Source organism: Nitrospirillum iridis, from assembly GCF_014205765.1.
GTDB lineage: Bacteria > Pseudomonadota > Alphaproteobacteria > Azospirillales > Azospirillaceae > Nitrospirillum > Nitrospirillum iridis.
Window position 1 is genome coordinate 75,725 of record NZ_JACIIZ010000014.1, and the last position, 22,251, is coordinate 97,975.

21 protein-coding genes and 3 tRNA genes are annotated in these 22,251 nt (G+C 69.6%); 14 read left to right on the forward strand and 10 right to left on the reverse strand.

The window, feature by feature from the left end; genetic code table 11:
* Positions 1 to 214: 214 nt before the first annotated feature.
* From tuf to FHS74_RS22170, 3 genes are all read right to left on the reverse strand, one after another.
* Entirely contained in the window at positions 215 to 1,405 is a 1,191-nt protein-coding gene (gene tuf / locus FHS74_RS22160) for an elongation factor Tu (protein ID WP_184797135.1), read from the reverse strand.
* Positions 1,406 to 1,471: 66 nt separating this feature from the next.
* Positions 1,472 to 1,545, reverse strand: a tRNA-Gly gene (locus FHS74_RS22165).
* A 108-nt stretch (positions 1,546 to 1,653) separates the two neighbouring features.
* Positions 1,654 to 1,739: transfer RNA gene (locus tag FHS74_RS22170), tRNA-Tyr, on the reverse strand.
* A 171-nt stretch (positions 1,740 to 1,910) separates the two neighbouring features.
* Between FHS74_RS22170 and rlmB the strand changes: the two genes are divergently transcribed.
* Positions 1,911 to 2,870 (forward strand): 23S rRNA (guanosine(2251)-2'-O)-methyltransferase RlmB, encoded by a 960-nt coding sequence (rlmB, locus tag FHS74_RS22175; RefSeq protein WP_184805373.1) that lies wholly within the window; start codon positions 1,911 to 1,913, stop codon positions 2,868 to 2,870.
* A gap of 43 nt (positions 2,871 to 2,913) precedes the next feature.
* Positions 2,914 to 2,989 (forward strand) — tRNA-Thr (locus FHS74_RS22180).
* Between the two features lie 62 nt (positions 2,990 to 3,051).
* On the opposite strand, the gene FHS74_RS22185 is transcribed toward FHS74_RS22180, so the two are convergent.
* Together FHS74_RS22185 and phoU are read right to left on the reverse strand one after the other, a co-directional pair.
* A complete protein-coding gene (locus FHS74_RS22185; RefSeq protein WP_184805376.1) occupies positions 3,052 to 3,846 on the reverse strand; it encodes a hypothetical protein in 795 nt (264 codons plus the stop codon).
* 129 nt (positions 3,847 to 3,975) lie between these two features.
* Positions 3,976 to 4,689, reverse strand: a complete 714-nt coding sequence (gene phoU, locus FHS74_RS22190) for a phosphate signaling complex protein PhoU (protein WP_184805380.1) — start codon at positions 4,687 to 4,689, stop codon at positions 3,976 to 3,978.
* Between the two features lie 211 nt (positions 4,690 to 4,900).
* Between phoU and FHS74_RS22195 the strand changes: the two genes are divergently transcribed.
* The 8 genes from FHS74_RS22195 (at position 4,901) to FHS74_RS22230 (ending at position 13,131) form a co-directional block, all read left to right on the forward strand.
* A complete protein-coding gene (locus tag FHS74_RS22195) occupies positions 4,901 to 6,202 on the forward strand; it encodes a pentapeptide repeat-containing protein (RefSeq protein ID WP_184805383.1) in 1,302 nt (433 codons plus the stop codon).
* A 92-nt stretch (positions 6,203 to 6,294) separates the two neighbouring features.
* Complete coding sequence (locus FHS74_RS22200) at positions 6,295 to 7,194, forward strand: ABC transporter substrate-binding protein (protein WP_184805386.1); 900 nt, start codon at positions 6,295 to 6,297, stop codon at positions 7,192 to 7,194.
* A complete protein-coding gene (locus FHS74_RS22205) occupies positions 7,191 to 8,204 on the forward strand; it encodes a FecCD family ABC transporter permease (protein ID WP_425491360.1) in 1,014 nt (337 codons plus the stop codon). The genes FHS74_RS22200 and FHS74_RS22205 overlap by 4 nt, the downstream gene beginning before the upstream one ends.
* Positions 8,201 to 8,989, forward strand: coding sequence for an ABC transporter ATP-binding protein (locus tag FHS74_RS22210; protein ID WP_184805389.1), 789 nt, complete (start codon positions 8,201 to 8,203; stop codon positions 8,987 to 8,989). The genes FHS74_RS22205 and FHS74_RS22210 overlap by 4 nt, the downstream gene beginning before the upstream one ends.
* A 61-nt stretch (positions 8,990 to 9,050) precedes the next feature.
* A complete protein-coding gene (gene aguB, locus FHS74_RS22215; RefSeq protein WP_184805392.1) occupies positions 9,051 to 9,929 on the forward strand; it encodes an N-carbamoylputrescine amidase in 879 nt (292 codons plus the stop codon).
* 159 nt (positions 9,930 to 10,088) lie between these two features.
* Positions 10,089 to 10,553 carry a helix-turn-helix domain-containing protein gene (locus FHS74_RS22220; protein ID WP_184805396.1) on the forward strand — a complete coding sequence of 155 codons (465 nt, stop codon included), beginning with the start codon at positions 10,089 to 10,091 and terminating at the stop codon, positions 10,551 to 10,553.
* Positions 10,554 to 10,638: 85 nt separating this feature from the next.
* A complete protein-coding gene (locus tag FHS74_RS22225) occupies positions 10,639 to 11,796 on the forward strand; it encodes a succinylglutamate desuccinylase/aspartoacylase family protein (RefSeq protein WP_184805399.1) in 1,158 nt (385 codons plus the stop codon).
* A 171-nt stretch (positions 11,797 to 11,967) separates the two neighbouring features.
* Entirely contained in the window at positions 11,968 to 13,131 is a 1,164-nt protein-coding gene (locus FHS74_RS22230) for a bactofilin family protein (protein ID WP_184805401.1), read from the forward strand.
* A 231-nt stretch (positions 13,132 to 13,362) separates the two neighbouring features.
* Here FHS74_RS22230 and FHS74_RS22235 read toward each other — a convergent pair whose 3' ends face one another.
* Positions 13,363 to 13,842 carry an Rrf2 family transcriptional regulator gene (locus FHS74_RS22235; RefSeq protein ID WP_184805404.1) on the reverse strand — a complete coding sequence of 160 codons (480 nt, stop codon included), beginning with the start codon at positions 13,840 to 13,842 and terminating at the stop codon, positions 13,363 to 13,365.
* Between the two features lie 134 nt (positions 13,843 to 13,976).
* Here FHS74_RS22235 and FHS74_RS22240 point away from each other — a divergent pair, with 134 nt between their 5' ends.
* Positions 13,977 to 14,864 carry an NAD(P)/FAD-dependent oxidoreductase gene (locus tag FHS74_RS22240; RefSeq protein WP_184805407.1) on the forward strand — a complete coding sequence of 296 codons (888 nt, stop codon included), beginning with the start codon at positions 13,977 to 13,979 and terminating at the stop codon, positions 14,862 to 14,864.
* Positions 14,865 to 14,913: 49 nt separating this feature from the next.
* On the opposite strand, the gene FHS74_RS22245 is transcribed toward FHS74_RS22240, so the two are convergent.
* Positions 14,914 to 15,873 carry a pseudouridine-5'-phosphate glycosidase gene (locus FHS74_RS22245; RefSeq protein ID WP_184805410.1) on the reverse strand — a complete coding sequence of 320 codons (960 nt, stop codon included), beginning with the start codon at positions 15,871 to 15,873 and terminating at the stop codon, positions 14,914 to 14,916.
* Between the two features lie 160 nt (positions 15,874 to 16,033).
* On the reverse strand, positions 16,034 to 16,807 hold the full coding sequence (locus tag FHS74_RS22250; protein ID WP_184805412.1) for a 5'-methylthioadenosine/adenosylhomocysteine nucleosidase: 774 nt from the start codon (positions 16,805 to 16,807) through the stop codon (positions 16,034 to 16,036).
* Between the two features lie 79 nt (positions 16,808 to 16,886).
* Here FHS74_RS22250 and FHS74_RS22255 point away from each other — a divergent pair, with 79 nt between their 5' ends.
* On the forward strand, positions 16,887 to 19,364 hold the full coding sequence (locus tag FHS74_RS22255) for a ligase-associated DNA damage response DEXH box helicase (RefSeq protein WP_184805415.1): 2,478 nt from the start codon (positions 16,887 to 16,889) through the stop codon (positions 19,362 to 19,364).
* A 38-nt stretch (positions 19,365 to 19,402) separates the two neighbouring features.
* On the opposite strand, the gene FHS74_RS22260 is transcribed toward FHS74_RS22255, so the two are convergent.
* Together FHS74_RS22260 and FHS74_RS22265 are read right to left on the reverse strand one after the other, a co-directional pair.
* The gene (locus FHS74_RS22260; protein WP_184805418.1) at positions 19,403 to 19,816 is read right to left on the reverse strand and encodes a VOC family protein; all 414 of its coding nucleotides are present in this window, start codon (positions 19,814 to 19,816) and stop codon (positions 19,403 to 19,405) included.
* Positions 19,817 to 19,965: 149 nt separating this feature from the next.
* On the reverse strand, positions 19,966 to 20,316 hold the full coding sequence (locus tag FHS74_RS22265; RefSeq protein WP_425491361.1) for a carboxymuconolactone decarboxylase family protein: 351 nt from the start codon (positions 20,314 to 20,316) through the stop codon (positions 19,966 to 19,968).
* A gap of 157 nt (positions 20,317 to 20,473) precedes the next feature.
* Between FHS74_RS22265 and FHS74_RS22270 the strand changes: the two genes are divergently transcribed.
* Together FHS74_RS22270 and pdeM are read left to right on the forward strand one after the other, a co-directional pair.
* Entirely contained in the window at positions 20,474 to 21,418 is a 945-nt protein-coding gene (locus tag FHS74_RS22270; RefSeq protein ID WP_184805420.1) for an AraC family transcriptional regulator, read from the forward strand.
* 22 nt (positions 21,419 to 21,440) lie between these two features.
* A complete protein-coding gene (pdeM, locus tag FHS74_RS22275) occupies positions 21,441 to 22,190 on the forward strand; it encodes a ligase-associated DNA damage response endonuclease PdeM (protein ID WP_184805423.1) in 750 nt (249 codons plus the stop codon).
* Positions 22,191 to 22,251: the final 61 nt, after the last annotated feature.

A 22,251-nucleotide genomic window follows, 5' to 3' on the forward strand; every position in this document is an offset into this window, starting at 1 on the left:
ATTTGGAGTTCTCACGGAACAGTGGGCCGCGAGCCGTCGCGAATAGGACCGGGAATAAGGGGGTGCGACAAGGAGACCCGGGAGACATGCCGGGAAAGCTTGGCGCCAAGCACCATGACGAAAAAGGCGGCCGAAACGGCCGCCTTTCCCAAAAGCCGAACAGGCGGCGCCCCGGGGGACGCCGCCTGACGGTACTCAAAGCCCGTTTGAAGGCTTAGGCGATGATCTTGGCGACCACGCCGGCGCCGACGGTACGGCCGCCTTCACGGATGGCGAAGCGCAGGCCTTCGTCCATGGCGATCGGGGCGATCAGCTCCACGGTCACCTGCACGTTGTCGCCCGGCATCACCATCTCGGTGCCTTCCGGCAGCGAGACCATGCCCGTCACGTCCGTGGTGCGGAAGTAGAACTGGGGACGGTAGTTGGTGAAGAACGGGGTGTGACGGCCGCCTTCTTCCTTCGTCAGGATGTAGGCTTCGGCCACGAACTTGGTGTGCGGGGTGATCGAGCCGGGCTTGGCCAGAACCTGGCCGCGCTCGACGTCTTCACGCTTGGTGCCGCGCAGCAGCGCGCCGATGTTGTCGCCAGCCTGGCCCTGGTCCAGCAGCTTGCGGAACATCTCGACGCCGGTGACGGTCGTCTTCACCGTGGCCTTCAGGCCGACGATCTCGATTTCCTCACCCACCTTCACGATGCCGCGCTCGACACGGCCGGTCACCACGGTGCCACGGCCAGAGATCGAGAACACGTCTTCGATCGGCATCAGGAAGGGCTTGTCAACCGGACGCTCCGGCTGCGGAATGTAGGCGTCGACCGCCTTCATCAGCTCCAGGATGGCGTCATGGCCGATCTCCGGGCTCCGGTTCTCCAGCGCGCACAGCGCCGAGCCCTTCACGATCGGAATGTCGTCGCCAGGGAAGTCGTAGCTGCTCAGCAGCTCGCGCACTTCCAGCTCCACCAGTTCCAGCAGCTCGGGGTCGTCGACCATGTCGACCTTGTTCATGAACACCACCAGGGCGGGCACGCCGACCTGGCGGGCCAGCAGGATGTGCTCGCGGGTCTGCGGCATCGGGCCGTCGGCGGCCGACACCACCAGGATCGCGCCGTCCATCTGCGCCGCACCGGTGATCATGTTCTTCACGTAGTCGGCGTGGCCGGGGCAATCCACGTGGGCGTAGTGACGGTTGGCCGTCTCGTACTCGACGTGCGCCGTCGAGATCGTGATGCCGCGCGCCTTCTCTTCCGGCGCCTTGTCAATCTGGTCGTACGCGGTGAACGTGGCACCACCGCTTTCCGCCAACACCTTGGTGATCGCAGCCGTCAGCGACGTCTTGCCATGGTCAACGTGACCGATCGTGCCGATGTTGCAGTGCGGCTTGGTGCGCTCGAATTTCGCCTTGGCCATGGTCTTATCCGCCTTTGCGTGACAGTCTGAAGTTTAAGCTTTTAGGTTCCGCGAGAAGCAACGAACTGGAGCGGGTGAAGGGAATCGAACCCTCGTCGTAAGCTTGGAAGGCTTCTGCTCTACCATTGAGCTACACCCGCCTAAGTCTGGCGCCTAAGTCTGGCCGCTCTCGCCCCGAACTGCTTCGCGCACGCGGGGAGCCAGTAAACCCACCCCTCATTGTCTGGGGGGCGGCTTTACCGGCAAAATGGTGGAAGGGGTAGGATTCGAACCTACGTACGCTAACGCGGGCAGATTTACAGTCTGCTGCCTTTAACCACTCGGCCACCCTTCCGTGCGCCGCGTGTCCGACCGGGGTCGAAAACGGTGGACAGGTGGGTAGGCGTTTCGACCCCCTCCTGTCAACGGGGAAATGTTGGTCCGGTGAAAAGACGTGGAAGCAACCGTGCCATGCTCCGCCGAAAGCAGTGGCAAGCCTGCACCGCTTGGCGCTAAGGATGGCATCATGAAGCGATCTGGATTCTCAAACCAGGGCGGTTCCCGCACCGGCGGCAACGGCCCCACCCCCTCATCCCGCCAGCCCCGCGATGGCGGCCGACCGGGTGCCGCCGCACCCAAGGCGGCCCCTCATGGCGGCGGCGAGCGCCCGCGCGCGCAAGCCCAACGCCCGCCGGCCGAACGCCCGCCACAGGACCGCGCCGACGCGCGCGGCGCGGGCAAGAAGCCAGCGCCCAAGCCCGGACTGTTATATGGCCAGCATCCGGTGGTGGCGGCCTGGACCAATCCCGAGCGGCGGTGCAAGGCCCTGCTGGCGACGCCCGCCGGGTTGGAGTTGATGGCCGAAGCCCTGGCCCACGCCGCCCGGGCCGGCCTCACCCGCCCCGCCCCCACCATGGTGGATCGCGAGGCGCTGGACCGCCTGCTGCCCGCCGGCGCCGTGCATCAAGGCCTGGTGCTGGACGCCAGCCCCCTGCCCGAGTTGGACGTGCCCGACGTGGTGCGCGCCTGCGGGGAGACGGACATGGTGGTGGTGCTGGACCAGGTCACCGATCCGCACAATGTCGGCGCCATCCTGCGCTCCGCCGCCGCCTTCGGGGCCAAGGCCGTCATCGTCCAGGACCGGCACGCGCCGGAGGTGACGGGCGTGCTGGCCAAGACGGCGTCGGGTGCGCTGGAGGTGGTGCCCCTGGTACGGGTCACCAACCTGTCCCGGGCGCTGACGGAACTGCAGGACGGAGGTTTCTGGTGCGTCGGCCTGGCCGAATCGGGGCCCAAGGCCCTGCACGCGCTGGACTTCCCCGGTCGCGTCGCGGTGGTCATGGGCTCGGAAGGCGACGGCCTGCGCCGCCTGACCATGGAGCGTTGCGACGCCCTGGCCCATCTGCCGACCCGGCCGCCCATCGGCAGCCTGAATGTGTCCAACGCGGCCGCCGTAGCACTTTACGAGGTGGCGCGGCGACGCTAAGGTCTGCCCGCGCCGCGCCCCGGATGACCGGGGCCGACCGGTCGCCGGCTTAGCTCAGTTGGTAGAGCAACCGCCTTGTAAGCGGTAGGTCGCGAGTTCAAGTCTCGCAGCCGGCACCAGTTCCTTGGCGCGTCCCAAGCGATAGTTCCCGGAGAGCCCGCCAGCCGCGAGGCGGCGGGCGTCAGCGAATCACATAGGGCTTGTGGGCAAGGTCCAGGCCGATATTGCCCTCCGGCACATCGTTGAAGCTGCGGTAGCGGCCGCTGGCCCCGGGCCCGGGCCCGGGCCCGCCGAGATATTCGGCCAGGGCGTCGTCGTCAACGTAGTAGACCGCTTGCGAACGGTAGATGAAATAGCCGTCCCGGCTGATGGACACGGTCAGCATCAATTCCGTGTTGGTCTCGTCCACCGTGGCCCGGGCGGTATCCAGCGCCAGGCCGGCGGCCGCGGCGGTGATGCCCCAGGGCACGGCGTCCCACATGAGCCGGCCCACCGCCACCCCGGCCCCCAGCGCCGTCAGCGGGCCGGGCACGCTGTGGTTGGCGCCGTAGATTCGCGGATGGGCCATGGGCAGCACGTCGATGGCCACCATGACGACATCGGGCTTGGGTTCCATGGCGACGGCATGGCCGTTCTGGACGAAGGCGGTGGTCACGGCCTGCTGGAAGGCGTCGGCGAACAGTGTGTCGCCATGCCGGGTGAGGTAGACCTGCACCGGCGGTTTTTGCCCCGTCTGTTCCTGCAAGTAGGCGGAAACTGCCGAGGACACGTCCTTGGCCACCAGCACCCAGTGGGCCGCCGTCTCCATCTTGTACTGGGGCGCCGTCAGGAAGCTGGTCGCCACCGGGCGTTCCGCGCAGCCGGACAGCAGGCCCGCCGCCGCCATCGGGCCCCAGAGCGCCGCCGCGCGCAGGGCCCTGAGGAGGAAAGGCGGGCGGGAGAAGACAGGGGTGCGGAGCTGGGGGCGGTTCATCATTGGCGGCTCGATTCTAACCCGAAGGCCACCACCGGGCGGCCCCGACAATGAGAGAAGCAAACCGCGTGCCGTTTCCATTCCGCGCCGGGCCCGCGCCAGGCCCGCGCCAGGCGGCCCCGCCCGCCTCGCTCAGGCGCCGGGGGTGACGATGGTCAGGGCGCTGTCATCACCTTTGGTCCGTTCCTCACCCGGGGCCTGACCCAGGATTTGGAAGCACAGCGTCTCGGCGATGTTGGTGGCATGGTCACCGATGCGCTCAAGATTCTTGGCCGCGAACATCAGATGGGTGCAGGCGGTGATGCGCTGGGGCGATTCCATCATGTAGGTCAGCAACTCGCGGAACAACGCGGTGTAGGCCAGATCGACCTCGCTGTCGGCGTCGCGCACGGCCAGCGCGGCGGCGGCATCGCCATCGGCGTAGGCGGTCACCACCCGGGTCAGCATGTCGTTCGCCGCGTCACCGATGCGGCGCAGCGACCGGGTCAGCTCCACCTCCGGCATCTGGTTCAAGGCCAGGGAGCGCTTGGCGACGTTGGCGGCGAAGTCACCGATGCGCTCCAGGTTGTTGGAGATTTTCAGCGCCGCCACCACCTCGCGCAGGTCACGCCCCACCGGGGCCCGCAGCGCCAGCAGCTTCAGCGTCTGGTTCTCGATCCGTTGCTCCAAAGCGTCGACACGCGCGTCATCCGCCATCACCGAAGCCGCGAGGTCGCCGTCCCGGTCCAGCGTCGCCTTCAGCGCCCGGGTCAGCTGGGTGGAGGCCAGCCTGCCCATTTCCGTGATGGCACTGTGCAACTGCGCCAGTTCATCGTCATAGGACGCCACGATATGACCGGTCGACATAAGCTCACGTTCCTTAACTGATGAAGGGCGGCGTCCAAGCCCAATTCTCGGCAGGGGGCCCGCCTACCCCAATAGCCCTAGCTTGGCCAATGCGCCGCCACCGTCAATGTTTTCTTAGCAAAGGAGTAGGATGCTGAGTTGTAACCAGTCCAAAAGAAATACAAACTGCCTCACAAATTCTCGGAATTCAGTTGAAAGGCCCGGCCTGGGCATGACACCGCACGAATTAATCGCCGTCCTGGAAAAGCACGACCGCTGGCTCAAGCGCAAGACCGGCGGGGCGCGGGCCATGCTGCCCCTGATGGACTTGCAGGGCGCCAGCTTCGTCGGCATGAACCTGCAATCGGCCAAGCTGTCCGGCGCCAACCTCACGGGCTGTGATTTCACCGCCGCCAACCTCAGCATGGCCGACCTGTTCGCCGCCCGGCTGACCCGCGCCGTGCTGATCAACGCCAACCTCTACCGCGCCGACCTGCGCGGCGCCCACATGCGCGGCGCCCGGCTGAAGGGCGCCATCCTGCGTGAGGCCGACCTGCGCGGCGGCGCCCTGCTGGACCGCCGGGGCCCCGGCCAGGTCAGCGTGCAGCAATCCGACCTGCGCGGCGCCGACATGGACGACGCTCTGCTGTCCAGCGCCAATCTGGCCGGCGCGGACCTCAGCGAGACCAGCATGGTGGGGGCCGACTGCTCCGGCGCGCAACTGTCGGGCTGCAACATGTCCAAGTCGGTGCTGAAGTCCGCCAACTTCACCAACTGCGACATGCGCGGCGTGAACCTGTCGGGCAGCAATCTCACGGGTGCCGTGCTGCGCGACTGCCGCCTGGCCGGCGCCTCGCTCAGCGGCGCGATCCTGACCAACGCCGACCTGACGGGCGCCAACCTGGAAGGCGTCGACCTGACGGGCGTGGACACCACGGGCGCCAATCTGGCCCGCGGCTCGGAAAACTTCTCGCAGAAGATCCAGTCGGCGCTGGACCGCCACCGCGCCTGGATCCTCAGCAACGGCGCCAAGGGCGTGCGGGCCGAACTGGTGGGCGAGGATCTGAGCCATATCGACCTGAAGGGCGTGAACCTCAGCGGTGCCGACCTGAAGAGCGCCAAGCTGGTGGGCGCCAAGCTGCGCGACGCCCTGTTCATCATGTCCGATCTGGCGGGCGCCGACCTGCGCGGCGCCGACCTCACCGGGGCCACCTTGGATGGTGTCAGCCTGCGCGGCGCCGACCTCACGGGCGCCAAGCTCGACGGGGCGGAAATCGGCTCCGTCGATATCAAGGGCCCGGATGGGCGCCCCATCGGCCGCATGTGGCCCGCCAACCTGGCCGACGCCCTGCTGATCAGGGCCAGCCTGCAACGGGCCAACCTGCGCAGCGCCAACCTGTCGGGCGCCGACCTGCGCGGCGCGGATTTGAGCGGCGGCAACCTGATCGACGCCAACCTGCGCGGCGCCGTGTTGGAGGGTGCCATCCTGGACGGCGCGACGATGCCCGCCCAAATCGACGACGACGACGAGTGATAGGCCCAACGCCCTTCCCAGAACATCGCCCCGCCGCTAACCATTAGCGCGGCCGGTGGCATGTGGCCGGCTTTTGTCGCAGCGGGGGCAGGGTGATCGCGAACAGGATGGGGCGGCTGGCGGCGGCCATGACCCTGGTGCTGGCCATGGCTCCGGCGGCGGCGGCGGCGTCGCTGGCGCGGGCGGGGGAACCGCCCCGTCGCGTCGTCTCCCTCAATCTCTGCACCGACCAGCTGGCGGCCCTGCTGCTGCCGCCGGGACGCATCGCCGCCTTGTCGCGCCTGGCCCGGGACCCGGAACTGTCCTATGTCGCGACCCGCATCGAGGGCATAGCCGTCACCGAGGGCGGGGCGGAGGAACTGTTGGCGCTGAAGCCGGATCTGGTGCTGGCCGGCACCTACACCGCCCAACCCGCCGTGCGCATGGCCAAGGCCCATCATATCCCAGTCGTACAGGTGGGCCTGATCGCGGATTTCGACGGAATCCGGGCCCAGGTGCGCACGGTGGCCGCCGCCTTGGGCGAATCGGCCAAGGGGGAGGACCTGCTGGCCGACATGGACCGGCGGCTGGCGGCGGCGGCCCCTGGCGACGGCCGGCGGCCCACCGCCCTGTCCCTGGCGCCGGGCGCCTTCACCTCCGGCGCCGGCACGCTGACCGCCGCCGTGATGCGGGCGGCGGGCCTGGCCAACTATCCCGAGGCCAAGGGCATGACCGGCTATGGCTACCTGACGGTGGAGGGCATCGTGGCCGATCCGCCCGACCTGCTGATCACCGGCGCCCCTTCGCCGGGAAGGGGCGTGAAGGACCGCCCCTCGCTCGCCGGCGCCTTGATCAGCCATCCCGCCCTGGCGCGGGCGATACCGCCCGACCGCCGCCCGGCCCTGGACGAGAACCTGCTGGGCTGCGGCGGTCCCTACACGGCCGCCGCGGTGGAGGCCCTGGCCCACGCCCGGGCCGACTGGCTGGCCCGCCAGGATGGGGGCCGGTCGTGACCGTCCTGACGCGGCGCCATCCCCTGGCCCTGTTGCTGCCCCTGATGGCGGCCCTCTTCGTCGCCTCCCTCTCGCTGGGGGCCAGCGGCGTGTCGCTGGCGGGCGTGCTGGCCGACTGGCGGGCCAATGGGGGGACTGGCGGCGGGGGCGGCACGGCCTGGGTGATCTTCACCGAGATCCGCCTGCCCCGCGCCCTGCTGGGCCTGCTGGTGGGCGGGGCGCTGGGCATGGCGGGGGCGGCCTTGCAGGGCATGCTGCGCAACCCGCTGGCGGAACCCGCCGTGATCGGCGTGTCGCCCTGCGCGGCCCTGGGCGCGGTGATCGCCTTCTACAGCGGGTTCGCCAACCGTTTCGCCCTGGCGCTGCCCCTGGGCGGCATCGCCGGCGCCCTGGTCGCGGTGGCCCTGCTGTTCGCGCTGGCCGGCCGCTCCGTCGGTGTCCTGACCCTGATCCTGGCCGGCATCGCGCTCAGCAGCTTCGCCGGTGCCGCCACCTCGCTGGCCCTGTCCCTGTCGCCCAATCCCTACGCCCTGGCGGAGATCGTGTTCTGGATGATGGGGTCGCTGGCCGACCGCACGATGGACCAGGTCTATCTGGCCGCCCCCTTCGTCACTGCGGGCGCCGCCCTGCTGCTGAGCGTGGGCCCGGCCCTGGACGCCCTGTCCCTGGGCGAGGACACGGCCCAATCATTGGGCTTTCCGGTGGGTCGGGTGGGCGCCCGGGTGGTGCTGGGCACGGCCCTGGCGGTGGGGGCGGCGGTGGCCGTCACCGGCGCCATCGGCTTTGTCGGCCTGGTGGTGCCCCACCTGCTGCGCCCCCTGGTCGGCCATCAGCCGCGCCGCCTGCTGCTGCCCTCCTTCGCCGGCGGCGCCTGCCTGGTGCTGGCGGCCGACACCGCCTTGCGCCTGGGCGGACCACGGCCCGAGCTGAAGCTGGGCGTGGTCACCGCCCTGCTGGGCGCGCCCTTCTTCCTCGGCCTGGTGCTGTCCACCCGACGGAATCTCGCATGACCCTGCTGGAAGCCCATGACATCCGCCTGGTCCTGGACGGCCGCCCGGTGCTGGACGGCGTGTCGCTGAGCTTGCGCGCCGGCGAGGTGTGCGGGCTGATCGGCCCCAACGGCGCCGGCAAATCCAGCCTGATGCGCATCCTGGCCGGCCTGCGGCGGCCGGATGGCGGCACGGTCACCCTGGACGGGCGGCCCCTGCCCACCCCGCCCGACGGCGCCACCGCCCGCCGCCTGGCCTACTTGGCCCAGGACCGTGACATCCACTGGCCCCTGACGGTGGCGGCCGTGGTGGCGCTGGGTCGCCTGCCCCACCGGGGCCCCTTCCGCGACAATGGCGCCCGCGACAGCGCCGCGGTGGAACGGGCGCTGACCGCCGCCGACTGCGCGCACCTGCGCGACCGGGTCGCCACCACCCTGTCGGGTGGCGAGCGGGCGCGGGTGCTGCTGGCCCGCGTGCTGGCCGGGGAGCCGGACATCCTGCTGGCGGACGAGCCGGCGGCCAGCCTGGACCCCCTGCATCAGGTTCAGGTCATGGCCCTGCTGCGCCGCCTGGCCCATGACGGGAGAAAGGGCGGGAGTGACGGACGCGCGGTGCTGACCGTCCTGCACGACCTGAACGCGGCGGCGGCCTGGTGCGACCGCGTGGTCATGCTGCATGCCGGCCGGGTGGTGGCGGACGGCCCACCGCACGCCGTGCTGGAACCCGATCTGCTGCGCACCATCTATGGCGTGGGCATCGCCCGGGGCATGGTGGACGGCCAGCCGGTTTTCGTGCCCAAACGATAGCGACTGTCACGAAGGTCGCTATCATGGGCGGCTTTGGCGTTTTCATGGAGGAGGGCGAGCGATGCGACAGGTGACGGTGGCGGCCACGCAGACGTGGTGCGACTGGAACAAGGGCGGCAACATCGACCGGGTGGAGGCGCTGGTGCGCCACGCCGCGGCGGCGGGCGCCCAGATCATCCTGCCGCAGGAACTGTTCGAGACGCCCTACTTCTGCATCAACCAGAAGGCGGCCCATTTCTCCCATGCCGCACCGGCGGAGGACCATCCCGTGCTGGCGCGCATGTCGGCCCTTGCCCGCGAGCTTCAGGTCGTGCTGCCCACCAGCTTTTTCGAGCGCGCGGGCAACGTCTACTTCAACTCCCTGGCCATGATCGACGCCGACGGCGCCATCCTCGGCATCTACCGCAAGAGCCACATCCCCGACGGCCCCGGGTATCAGGAGAAGTTCTACTTCAGCCCGGGCGACACCGGCTTCCAGGTCTACCGGACCCGCTATGCCGCCATCGGCACCGCCATCTGCTGGGACCAGTGGTTCCCCGAGACGGCGCGCGCCATGGCCCTGGCCGGCGCGGAGATCCTGTTCTATCCCACCGCCATCGGGTCGGAGCCGCAGGACCCCACGCTGGACAGCCGCGACCATTGGCAGCGGGTGATGCAGGGCCATGCCGGCGCCAATCTCATGCCGCTGGTGGCCAGCAACCGGGTGGGGACGGAGACGGATGACGACCGGTCCATCACCTTCTATGGCTCCTCCTTCATCGCCGGCCCTAAGGGTGAAAAGGTCACGGAAGCGAATCGCGCGGAGGAAACGGTGCTGACCGCCACCTTCGATCTGGACGCGATCGCGGCCATGCGTTCGTCCTGGGGGGTGTTCCGCGACCGCCGGCCGGAGCTCTATGCGTCGCTGTTGACCCTGGATGGACGCACACGCAGGGGTTGACCGCCAATTCTTTGAGCAAATGACGCATTAACCAACAAATAGACATGACAATTTTGTCATGCATTGGCCTTGGCGGCTGCTTTCACCGATAAATCCTTTTGCCTGGGGCGATTCTGCGATAAAGGAGGGGCGGCAGTTGTTAAATCGAGGTCAATACAAATGGGTGCTCAAAAGAGCTCTGTGACCGGTGCCCTTGCGTCCGCGTACTCGCTTTCGAAGCGCGGCGAAGGTCCCAATCCTATCGATATCCACGTCGGCAATCGCTTGCGCTTGCGCCGTACTTTGCTGGGCCTGAGCCAGGAGATCCTGGGCGAGGCCGTGGGCATCACCTTTCAGCAGCTTCAGAAGTATGAAAGGGGCATGAACCGCATCAGCGCCAGCCGGCTGTTCAACCTTTCCCAGGTGCTGGGCGTGCCCGTCGGGTTCTTCTTCGAAGACCTGCCGGCGACCGAGCAGGCCACGCGCATCGCGCTGGGCAGCGAGGAAGGCGAGACCATGGCCCGCCGGGAAACGCTGGAACTGGTGCGCGCCTACTACCGCGTGCCGGACGGCGCCGTGCGCCGCCGCGCCTTCGACCTGCTGAAGGCTCTGGGTGGCGACGTTCGGGAAGCCGAGGACGCCTGATCCCCGGATCGCATTGAAGGGCCTGCCGCCGGATGTTCATCATCCGGCGGTTGCCTTATGCCCCGGCTGAAGTGTTAATACCCGCATGCCGCACACCACCGAAGACATCCTGTTGGACCATGGCTTTCCCGGTACCCGCCGGGGGGTGACGGTTCATCGCTTCGGTCCGGTCGACACGGCGGGCGCCCGCCCCAAGGCCTACATCCAGGCGGCGTTGCACGCCGACGAGATCCCTGGATTGCTGGTGGCCCAGCACCTGTTGGCCCGCCTCAGGGCCGCCGACGCCGAGGGCCGAATCCGGGGCGACATCGTCCTGGTGCCCTACGCCAACCCCATCGGCCTGTCGCAGGCCGTGCTGGGGACGGCCATCGGCCGCTTCGCGCTGAGCAGCGGCGTCAATTTCAACCGCGACTTCCCCGACCTGGCCGCCCCCGTGGCCGATCGCGTGCTGGGCCGCTTGGGCCCCGACCCGACCGCCAACGTGGCCTTGGTGCGCGCCGCCGCCTTGGCCGCCATCGCGGCATGGGAAACGGCGACCGAAGCCGACAGCCTGCGGAAAATCCTGCTGGGCCTGGCCATCGACGCCGACCTGGTGCTGGATCTGCATTGCGACAGCGAGGCGCTGCTCCATGCCTATACCGGCACCGAATCCTGGCCCGACGCCGCCGACGTGATGACGGAGTTGGGGTGCCGCGCCGTGTTCCTGGCGCTGGAATCCGGTGGCAATCCCTTCGACGAGGCCTGTTCCAGCCTGTGGTGGCGTCTGCGCAACCGCCTGACGGCCGGCCTGTCGGGGGCAGCCCCGCCCCTGCCCGCCGCCTGCCTGGCCACCACCATCGAGCTGCGGGGCCGCCGCGACGTTGATGATGCCCAGGCGACCGCCGACGCCGAGGCGCTGATGCGCGTCCTGACCCGTCGCGGCCTGCTGGCCGGAGAGGTGGGTCCGCTGGGCGCCCCCGCCGGCCAGGCGACGCCCTTGGCCGGGGTCGACCGCGTGCGGGCCCCCGTGGCCGGCGTTGTCCTCTACGCCGTCGCCCTGGGCGACACGGTGGCCGTGGGCCAGACGGTGGCGGAGATCGTGGATCCCGTCACCGGCGTCCGCCATCCGGCCCGCGCCCGCACCCCCGGCATCGTCTGGGCTCGGGCGGAGCAGCGCTACACCGCCGCCGGCGCCATCATCACCAGCATCGCCGGTGAAAAGCCCCTGGCCGAGGAAGGCAGCGGGCTGCTGACGGCGCGGTAGGTGTTTAGGGGGCCCTCAGGTGCCGGGCGCCGACATCCCCCCGTCATATTGGCCCCCCGCCCCGTCATGCGGGCGGCCCTTGCCCCGGACCTCGCTTACAGTGGACAGTGCGCCTGACAGGTCCGCCGCCCCGCGGGGGGACGGCGCCTGGAGCGCGGGGATTGCGATATCATGGTGCGGGAAATTCGGGCGGCCTTGACGGCCGTCATGCTGGCTGGGCTGCTGACGGTCCTGCCGGGCGCGGCCGGGGCCACCGGCTGGCACACGGGGCGCAACGTCACGGTCAACCAGCCGGCGGATGACACGGTTATCGCCCTGGGCCGCACCATCCAGTTGGACAGCACCGTGGCGGGCAGCGCCATCCTGGTGGGCTCCTCCGCCACGGTCAGCGGCACGGTGGCCGACAGCCTGATCGTGCTGTCGGGCAGCACCACCCTGTCGGGCCAGGTCGGTGGCGACGTCGTGCTGGTGGCGGGCAGCATCGACATGCAGAAAAGCTCGGTCGTGTCCGGCGACGCCACGCTGCTGGGTGGCGAAGTGACCATGAGCGGCATGGTGGCCGGCGACGTGGCGGTCAAGGGCGGGGAACTGAACCTGGCCGGCACGGTCATGGGCGACGTGGACGCCACCTCCGGCAAGCTGACCCTGCTGCCCGGCGCCCACATCATGGGCGACGTGACCTTCAGCGGCAACCGCGCCCTGGAACTGCCGGCAGGCGCCCGCATCGAGGGCAAGGTGGAATACAAGGGCGACGGCATGGCCCACCACCGCCACCGTGACGCGGACGCGGACGAAAGCGGCGACAACACCGACACCCGCAGCCACCGCCACAACGGCTGGCACATCTGGATGCCGTGGTTCGGCGGCATCGGCATGATCAGCTTCGCCGTCGGCATGCTGCTGGTGGGCGCCGTGCTCTACATCCTGTTCCCCGGTGCCGTGACCAACGTGGCGACCGGGATCGCCAGCGATCCCGGGCCGGCGGCGGTGAAGGGCCTGGTGGTGCTGATCCTGGTGCCCCTGCTGTGCCTGATCTGCCTCATCACCATCATCGGCATCCCGGTCGCCCTGGTCCTGGGCTTCGCCTACGTGCTGATGCTGATGGTGGCCATGCCGCTGGCCGGGTTCGCGGTGGCCGACATGGTGACCCAGCGTCGCGGGCCGCCGGTCAGCCCGGGCGACCGCATCCGCCGCTATGCCCTGGTGGTGCTGATCCTGGCCGTGCTGCAGCTGATCCCCCTCATCGGCGGCCTGGTCAAGTTCGCCCTGGTGCTGATGGGTGTCGGCGGCCTGGTCAGCCATCTGCGCCGCCGGGGGCCGGTGCCGGCCTACTGACGGCGGTATAGACCCACCCGTATGAGCGAGTGCCCATGCGGCTGTAACCCGCGGCTGCTTCCGACGATTTCCATGCAAGTCGGAAACACGCTATAGCCGGCTATAGCTGAGTCTGTCCGCGAGCAGCGTCACGCCCAGAGGCGATTCCGCCTTTGGGCGATCTGCTCTAAAACGCGAGGACGCCAAGGCCCCGGATGGGGCCGCCCGGCGCCCAGGGGGGCGTTTGATCGATCAAGACCAAGCGCCCCTGGCAGTATTGGGGCATACATGCGGACCGTCGGCATCCCGGGCCGCCCGCAGCGCCTGCCCTTCCGCCAGGATGTCCGACAGCCGGACCTGCGCCAGTGCCGCTTCCAACGCCGTGCCGGCCTGGGCCAAGGCACCCACGATGGCCTGGTTGGCCAGATGCTCCACCGGGCATTCCGGATGATCGGCGGTGGGACCGATGGTGAAGACGGAGACCGTCTCCAGCGCCCGGTGCACATCCAGCAGGGTCAGCTCTTCCAAGGGCCGCGTCAGGCGCCAGCCGCCGCGGGGCCCCTTTTCCGAGGTGACGATGCCCCGGTCGCGCAGACCCGCCATGGTCCGGCGCACCACCACCGGGTTGGTGCTCAACATGCGGGCGATGACGTCCGACGTGGCCGCGCCATGGTTGCAGGCCATGTGGACCAGGACATGCGCCATGCGCGCCAGCCGCGAATCCCTGCTCAAAACCCGATCCTTTCCCGGTGACGACCCAGACTAACGGGCCGCATCCTTATTCGCAACTGTCACAGTGGCATGTCTCTTGACGCCCCGGATTGAATCGTAACAGTGAAAGTTACGAACAAATCCGGAGAGCCATCATGCCTTATGACGTGATCATCATCGGCGGCAGCTACGCCGGCCTCTCGGCCGCATTACCGTTGGGCCGCGCCCGCCGCCGCGTGCTGGTGGTCGACGCCGGCCAGCGCCGCAACCGCTTCGCCGCCGCCTCCCACGGCTTCCTGGGCCAGGATGGCGCTGCACCCGGCCAGATCGTGGCCACCGCGCGCGACCAGTTGGCGCGCTACGCCACGGTGGAGATGCTGCAGGGCGCGGCCATCGCTGTGGCCGGGGATGAACAGGGATTCGTGGTGCAAACCACGGGCGGCCCCGTGGCCGGCGCCCGCCTGATCCTGGCCAGCGGCGTGACCGACAACCTGCCCGAGGTGCCGGGCCTGGCGGAGCGCTGGGGCCGGCACGTGTTCCACTGCCCCTACTGCCACGGCTATGAGTTGAACCAGGGTCCCATCGGCGTGTTGGCCACCGGGCCGATGTCATTGCACCACGCCCAGATGCTGCCCGACTGGGGCGCCACCACCCTGTTCCTGAACGGCGCCTTCGAACCCGACGCCGCCCAATTGGCGGAGCTGGACCGGCGCGGCGTGGTGGTCGAGCGCACGCCCGTGGCCGGCTTCTTCAGTGAGGGCGCCGACATCCGCCTGGCCGACGGCCGCACCGTGCCCCTGGCTGGCGTCTTCACCCTGGCTCAAACCCGCATCACCGGCCCGCTGGCCGCCGAGCTGGGCGTCGACATCGAGGACGGCCCCCTGGGCCAGTGCATCCAGGTGGATGCCATGCAACAGACCAGCGTCGCCGGCGTCTTCGCCTGCGGCGACGTGGCCCGCCTGGCGGGTTCGGTTCCCCTGGCCGTGGCCAGCGGCGCCATGGCTGGCGTCGCCGCCCATCGCTCGCTGATCTTCACGGCATGATACGGCGATCGGCTTTTCCCCGAGCGGCGGGGCGGATGCCCTGCGGTGGTCAGTATAAAGGCCGCTTGCCCGGCGGGCGGCGCGGCAGGGCGGTTTCCTGGCGCAGGGTGGCGTAGGCGACGGCGATCTGGGCCGCCACACCGGCGTTGTTCAGCAGCAGGGCGCGGTTGGCCACCAGGCTGGCGCCCTCGGTCAACTGTTCCAGGCGAGCCAGCAGGAAGGGCGTCAGTTCCTTGCCGCGCACGCCCTGGCCCTCGGCCTCGGCCACCGCCAGGCGGATGGCCTGTTCGGTGGCCTCGGCGTCCAGCGCCGCCTCCTCCGGGATGGGCACGGCGATGAGGACGCCGCCGGTCAGGCCCAGCTGCCATTTGGCGCGCAGGACGCGGGCCACGTCGTCGGCCGAATCGCAGCGGCTGTCGACCGGCAGGTTGCACTGGGCGGTGTAGAAGGCCGGGAAGTTGTCGGTGCCGTAGCCCACCACCGGCACGCCCCGCGTCTCCAGATATTCCAAGGTCTTAGGCAGGTCCAGGATGGCCTTGGCCCCGGCGCAGACCACGGCCACGTCGGTGCGGGCCAGTTCCTCCAGGTCGGCGGAAATGTCCAGGGTGGTCTCCGCCCCCCGGTGCACGCCGCCGATGCCGCCGGTGGCGAAGACGGCGATGCCGGCCAGGCGCGCGCCGATCATGGTGGCGGCCACGGTGGTGGCGCCATCGCCACCAGCCGCCAGCACCAGGGGCAGGTCGCGCCGGCTGACCTTGCGGATGCCGCCGGCGGCCAAGCGCTCGAAATCCTCCGCCTCCAGGCCCACGCGGATGCGGCCGTCCAGGATGGCGATGGTGGCGGGCACCGCGCCATTGGCCCGCACCGTCGCCTCCATGGCCTTGGCCGCCTCGATATTGGCGGGATAGGGCAGCCCGTGGCTGATCACCGTGGACTCCAGGGCCACGACGGGCCGGCCGGCCTTGATGGCGGCCCCGACCTCACCCTTGATCACGCAGTAGTCCAGCATACCCGCCCCCATTGTCTTGATGCCCTCAATCGCCGGGCGCCAGCATCCGCTGGCTTGGCTTCCTCGGTTTCCAGTCCGCTACGCTCCCCGGAAACCTCCGGCGGATGCAGTCGCATCCTACAGCAGCACCAAGGAAATCCCATGCCGCTACCGAGGGGCGTTACAGTACCGCCGCCAGCCGGCGGATCAGCTCAGCCGCCCCGGCCGCCGCCGCCCGGCAGAAGGCGGGGAAGTCCATGTGGCTGTCGGCGCCGGCCAGGTCGCTGAGACTGCGCACCACCAGATAGGGCACGCCCCAGCGCGTCGCCACCTGGGCGACCGACGCGCCCTCCATCTCCACCGCCTGCGCCGCGAAGGTGCGGAACAGGCGGTCGCGCGAGGTCTCGCAGTTCAGGAACTGGTCGCCCGTCAGCACGGTTCCGAAGTGGATGCCGGGCACCCGCGCCTCACCGCCCGTGGCCGCCGCCGACAGGGCCGGCAGCACCAGGCCATCCAACGCCGCCCGGGCCTTGGCCTCAAGCCCGCTGTCCAGGTCATAGCCATGAGCGTCATCAAAGCCCGGCAAGGGTGGCACGCCCGGCTGGTAAACCTTCATCTCGCCGCCCGCCAGGGCGCCGTAATCATGCTGCACCAGGCGGGTCGCCACCACCACGTCACCGATGGCCAGGGCCGGATCGACACCACCGGCCACACCGGAGAACAGCAGCGCCCGGACGCCGAACACCTGCAACAACAGGGTGGCGACGATGGCGGCGTTGACCTTGCCGATACCAGCCTCCACCAGCACCACGGCGCGGCCGTCCATGTCGCCCTGCTGGAAGGTGAAGCCGGCGATCTGGCGTTCGGAGTCCGCCCGGAAATGCGCCCCGAAATGGGCGATCTCTTCCGGGATGGCGCAGATCAGGCCCAGCGGGCCGCCCTTGGTCTCGGTCATGCCTGAATTTTCCCGTCAGTCGCGTGCGCCCGGCAGCATGTGATGGGCACCGGGCCCGAACCTCATATATCCTGAGGGCATGCCGCCTGTCGCGCTCTTCCCTGATCCCGACCTTCTGCCCGCCAACATCGCCGGCTGGTTCGCCCATCGCGGCTGGACGCCCCACCCCCACCAGGTGGCGATGCTGGGCGCGGCCCGGCGGGGGGAGCATACGCTGCTGATCGCCCCCACCGGCGGCGGCAAGACCCTGGCGGGCTTCCTGCCCAGCCTGATCGACCTGTCGGAACGACCGCGCGAGGGGCTGCACACCCTTTATATCTCGCCGCTCAAGGCCCTGGCGGTGGACATCGCCCGCAACCTGGAACAGCCGGTGGCGGAGCTGCGCCTGCCCATCCGCGTGGAGACCCGCACCGGCGACACGCCGGAGGCCAAGCGCCGCCGCCAGCGCGCCCACCCGCCGCAGATCTTGATGACCACGGTGGAGAGCCTGGCCTTGCTGCTGTCCTACCCCGAGGCGGCGACGCTGTTCGGCACGGTGCGCACCATCATCGTGGATGAGCTGCACGCGCTGGCCGGGTCCAAGCGCGGGGATCTGCTGGCCCTGCACCTGGCGCGGCTGGCCAGCTTGGCGCCCGATGCCCGCCGGGTGGGCCTGTCGGCCACCGTGGCCCATCCCCAGGCCCTGGCCGACTATTTGGCGCTAAGCGGCCACCCCGTCGCCCCCGCCACGCCCGTGGGCATCGTGCGCGGCGCCCCCGGCGCCCCGGCGGAGGTCGGCATCCTACTGACCAGGGAAATCCCCTGGGGCGGGCACATGGCGCTGCAAACCATGCCCGACGTCTACGAACAGGTGAAGGCCTGCGGCACCACCCTGATCTTCGTCAACACCCGTGCCCAGGCGGAGTTGGTGTTCCAGGAACTGTGGCGGGTCAACGCCGACGCCCTGCCCATCGCCTTGCATCACGGCAGCCTGTCGACCGAGCAGCGCCGCAAGGTGGAGGCGGCGATGGCGCGCGGAAGCCTGCGCGCCGTGGTCGCCACCAGCTCGCTGGACCTGGGCATCGACTGGGCGGCGGTGGACCTGGTGGTGCAGATCGGCGCCCCCAAGGGGGTGAGCCGCCTGTTACAGCGCATCGGCCGCGCCAACCATCGCATCGATTTGACATCGCGCGCCCTGCTGGTGCCGGCCAACCGGTTCGAGGTGCTGGAGTGCAAGGCCGCCATCGACGCCGTGCGCGCCGGCACGCTGGACGGCGACCCGCCCCGGCCCGGCGGGCTGGAGGTTCTGGCCCAGCACGTGGTGGGCACGGCCTGCGCCGGCCCCTTCGATGCGGACCATCTCTATGCCGAGGCGCGCAGCTGCGCACCCTACGCCGGGCTGACACGGGAACGCTTCGACCAGGTGATGGATTTCGTCGCCACCGGCGGCTACGCGCTGCGCGCCTATGACCGCTTCCAGCGCCTGCGCCGACGCGAGGATGGGCTGTGGCAGCTGGCCAATTACCAGGTGGCGCGGCAGTACCGCCTGAACGTCGGCACCATCGTCGAGGAACCGACGGTCAAGGTGCGCATGGCCAACGGCGGCGCGCTGGGCGATGTCGAGGAATACTTCATCCAGGGTCTGGTGCCGGGTGACACCTTCGTCTTCGCCGGCCAGCTGCTGCGCTATGTCGGCATGCGCGACAACGCCGCCATCGTCGCCAAGGGCGGCCAGGGGCAACCCAAGGTGCCGGTGTTCGCCGGCGGCCGCCTGCCGCTGACCACCCACCTGGCCGACCGGGTGCGCGCCATGCTGGCCGACCCCGGGCAGTGGCGCGAGCTGCCGGCGGAGGTGGCGGAGTGGCTGCGCATCCAGCGCCATGTCTCAGCCCTGCCCGACCGCACCGGCCTGCTGGTGGAGACCTTCCCGCGCGGTGGCAAGGAGTTCCTGGTGGCCTACACCTTCGAGGGCCGCAACGCCCACCAGACCCTGGGCATGTTGCTGACCCGCCGCATGGAGCGCATGGGCCTGCACCCGCTGGGTTTCGTCGCCACCGACTATGTGTTGGCCATCTGGTCGCTGAATACGCCCCAGGACATGGACGCCCTGTTCGCGCAGGACATGCTGGGCGACGACCTGGAGGAATGGATGGACGAGTCCAGCATGCTGCGCCGGACCTTCCAGACCGTGGCCACCATCGCCGGCACCCTGGAGCGCCGCCACCCGGGCGAGGAGAAGACCAAGCGCCAGATGACGGTCAGCGCCGACCTGATCTACGACGTGCTGCGCCGCCACGACCCCGGCCACCTGTTGCTGCAGGCGACCCGGGCCGAGGCCGCCGCCGGCCTGACCGACGTGCGCCGCCTGGCCGACATGCTGGCGCGGGTGAAGGGCCACATCCGCCACATGGCGCTGGACCGCATCTCGCCCCTCGCCGTGCCCGTGCTGCTGGAGATCGGCCGCGTCATGGTCGGCGGCCGGGCGGATGAGGTGCTGTTGCAGGAGGCGGCGGAGGAAATGGCGGCGGAGGCCCTGCCCAACACCATGCGGCAGGGCCAGGGTCTGCTGCCTTTCTGAGGTCCTCAAATTCCGGCCGACACGGATGGGCGCCCGCGCTATCGGACCTCTTGAAAAACGACGGTGTAGCCGTCGGGGTCCTTCGTGCTGAACTGTTTCAACCCGTAAGGCGCCATGGTCGGGGCATCGGCCTGGAGGCCGCGCCGCGTAAGTTCATCAAAGGCTTCATCGACATCGGAGCAACCGATGTACAGGACCGTGTCTCCATGGGCGGCCACCCGCGCCTGATCATTTTCTTCTGGTCGTTCGTTCGAGTCGAACTGGGTGTTCAGCATGAGTTCGACAGGTCCGCGCCGCAGCCAAACCCAATGTGAAAAGGTGCCTTCGCGCGTCTCCACTTCCGGCGAAGCGGATACGAGGTCGAATCCGAGAATCTCCCGGTAGAAACTCACGGCACTCGGCATGTCGAAGACGCTGATCAACGGCGTCATTCCCAGCGCGGCGAAGGTCATGGCGATGATCCCTGAAGGCCCCCAACACTATGATGTCCACGAACAGACGGCGCAATCGCCCCGATCAGTTCCCGGCATCGCAGTGAGAAAGCCCCAGATGCCAAAGCGGCGCGGGATCGCTCCCGCGCCGCTTTGGGAAAATGATCCTATCAGCCCTGTGTGGACGGATGCTGGTTGTACGCGTCCATGACCCGGGTGGTGTAGACTAGGGCCGCGCCGGCCCCGATGGCGATGGCCACGCTCAGCGCCTCCGCGATCTCATCCTTGGTGGCGCCGTGGCGGATGGCGGCGTCGGTGTGGACGGTGATACAGCCGTCGCACTTGGCGGTCACCGCCACGGCCAGCGCGATCAGCTCGCGCGTCTTGGCGTCCAGATGGTTGGTGGCGTTGGCCGCGTTGCTCAGGGCCGCATACCCCTTCACCGTTTCCGGGGTGATCTTCGCATACTCGCCGACGCCGGCCTTAATCTGCTGACGATACTGGTTCCAATCGAGCATCATGGTGTCTGTCCTTTGACCGCTGGGGGAAGGCCGCTTGGCGGCGCGTCCCGGTGTGAACCGATGGACAGAAGGTACCGCCGGATCCGCGAACGCTGAATGCCCGAGCGGATCGAGATTGTGACCGCGCGGATCAAGTCGACCGGGTGAAACGAACGCCATGAACGCCAGTGACGACGACGTGCTGAGCCAACTGGCCCCCCTGATCCAGGTGCGCCCGCAGGTGGAGCAGCACTGCCTGTTCGGGCCCGGTTGGTCAGCGCCGCATCGGCGGGAAGCCCCTGGCTGGGCGCCGTTCCACATCGTCATGGCGGGCGGCGCGCGGGTCCACCTGCCCGACACCGGGCGGACGCTGACGCTGACGGCCGGTGACGTGTTGCTGCTGCCCCACGGCGCCGCCCACACCGTGCACAGTCCCGGGCCTGGTCCCGGCGCCCATGCGCCGGCGGCAACAACGCTGCACAGCCACGACAACGGCGTGGTGACGGTACGCCGTACCAGCAACCTTGAGGACGCGCCGGCGCTGGAGCTGATCTGCGGGCGATTCGCCTTCGAACGGGTCGCGGACAACCCGCTGCTCGCGCTGCTGCCCGACGCGGTGCACCTGAAGGGGGGCGCCCAGCGCCTGGCCCGGCTGGTGGAGGTGATGCGGGAGGAGGTGGCGGAACCGCGCCCCGGCGGCCGCGCGGTCACCACGGACCTGGCCCGCGCCCTGTTCACCCTGATCCTGCGCGGCCATCTGGAGGACCATGGCGCGGGGACGGAAGCCGCCGGGCTGCTGGCCCGGCCGGCGACGGCGCGCGTGGTGGCGGCCCTGGTGCGCGATCCGGCGCGGGCCTGGATCCTGGACGACCTGGCGGCGACCGCCCATCTTTCCCGCGCCAGCCTGGTGCGCGCCTTCCGCGCCGCCGATGCGCCAGCGCCGCTGGCTTTTCTGGCGCAGGTGCGCATGGCCCTGGCCGTGCGCCATCTGGTGACCGAGGGGCTGTCGCTGGCCGAAACGGCGGCCCGCATCGGCTATGAATCGGAAAGCGCGTTCAGCCGCGCCTTCAAACGGCATTACCATGCCGCCCCCGGGGACTACCGGGATGCGGCCCGCACCTGAAGATTGGGGGATTTCGCTTCGCATGAACGCCCGTTTCGGCACCGGCACCGCCGGGGACCAGACCGCCTTGACCCTCAACGGGGCCGTGCTGCAGGCGGATGCCAGTGGCGCCCTGTTCTGGCCGGAGCGCGGCCTGCTGGTGGTGGCCGACCTGCATCTGGAAAAGGGCACCGCCTTCGCCCGGCGCGGCACCTTGCTGCCGCCTTATGACACCGCCGCGACCTTGGCCCGGCTGGAGGCCACCTGCCGCCGCCTGGCGCCCACTCGGGTCCTGTGCCTGGGGGATAGTTTCCATGACGGCCACGCGGGCGACCGGGTATCGGACGAGGACGGCCGGCGGCTGGCGGCCCTGATCCAGGCCCATGACTGGCTGTGGGTGGCCGGCAATCATGACCCCGCCCCGCCACCGGCGTGGGGCGGCCGGGTGGTGGCCGATTGGATGGAGGGGCCGCTGGTCTTCCGGCATGAGGCGGAGGACGGCATGGCGGTGGGCGAAGTCTCCGGCCATTACCACCCCAAGGCCACCGTGCCGACACGGGCACGGCGGGTGGGCGGCCGCTGCTTCATCACCGACGGGCGGCGCCTGGTGCTGCCGGCTTTCGGCGCCTATACCGGCGGGCTGGACGTGCGCGAGCCGGCGCTGCGCCGCCTGTTCCCCGGCGCCTTCAGCATCGTGCTGTTGCACCGGGACCGCGGCTACGCCTTCCACTCATCCCATATCCTGGGGGCCCATACCCTGGGGGCGGACATGGCAAGCACCGGCACATTTTAGGGGCCCCAAAAAGGAAACGGGCGGCCCGGGGATGGGGGGACCCGGGCCGCCCTTAGGTCGT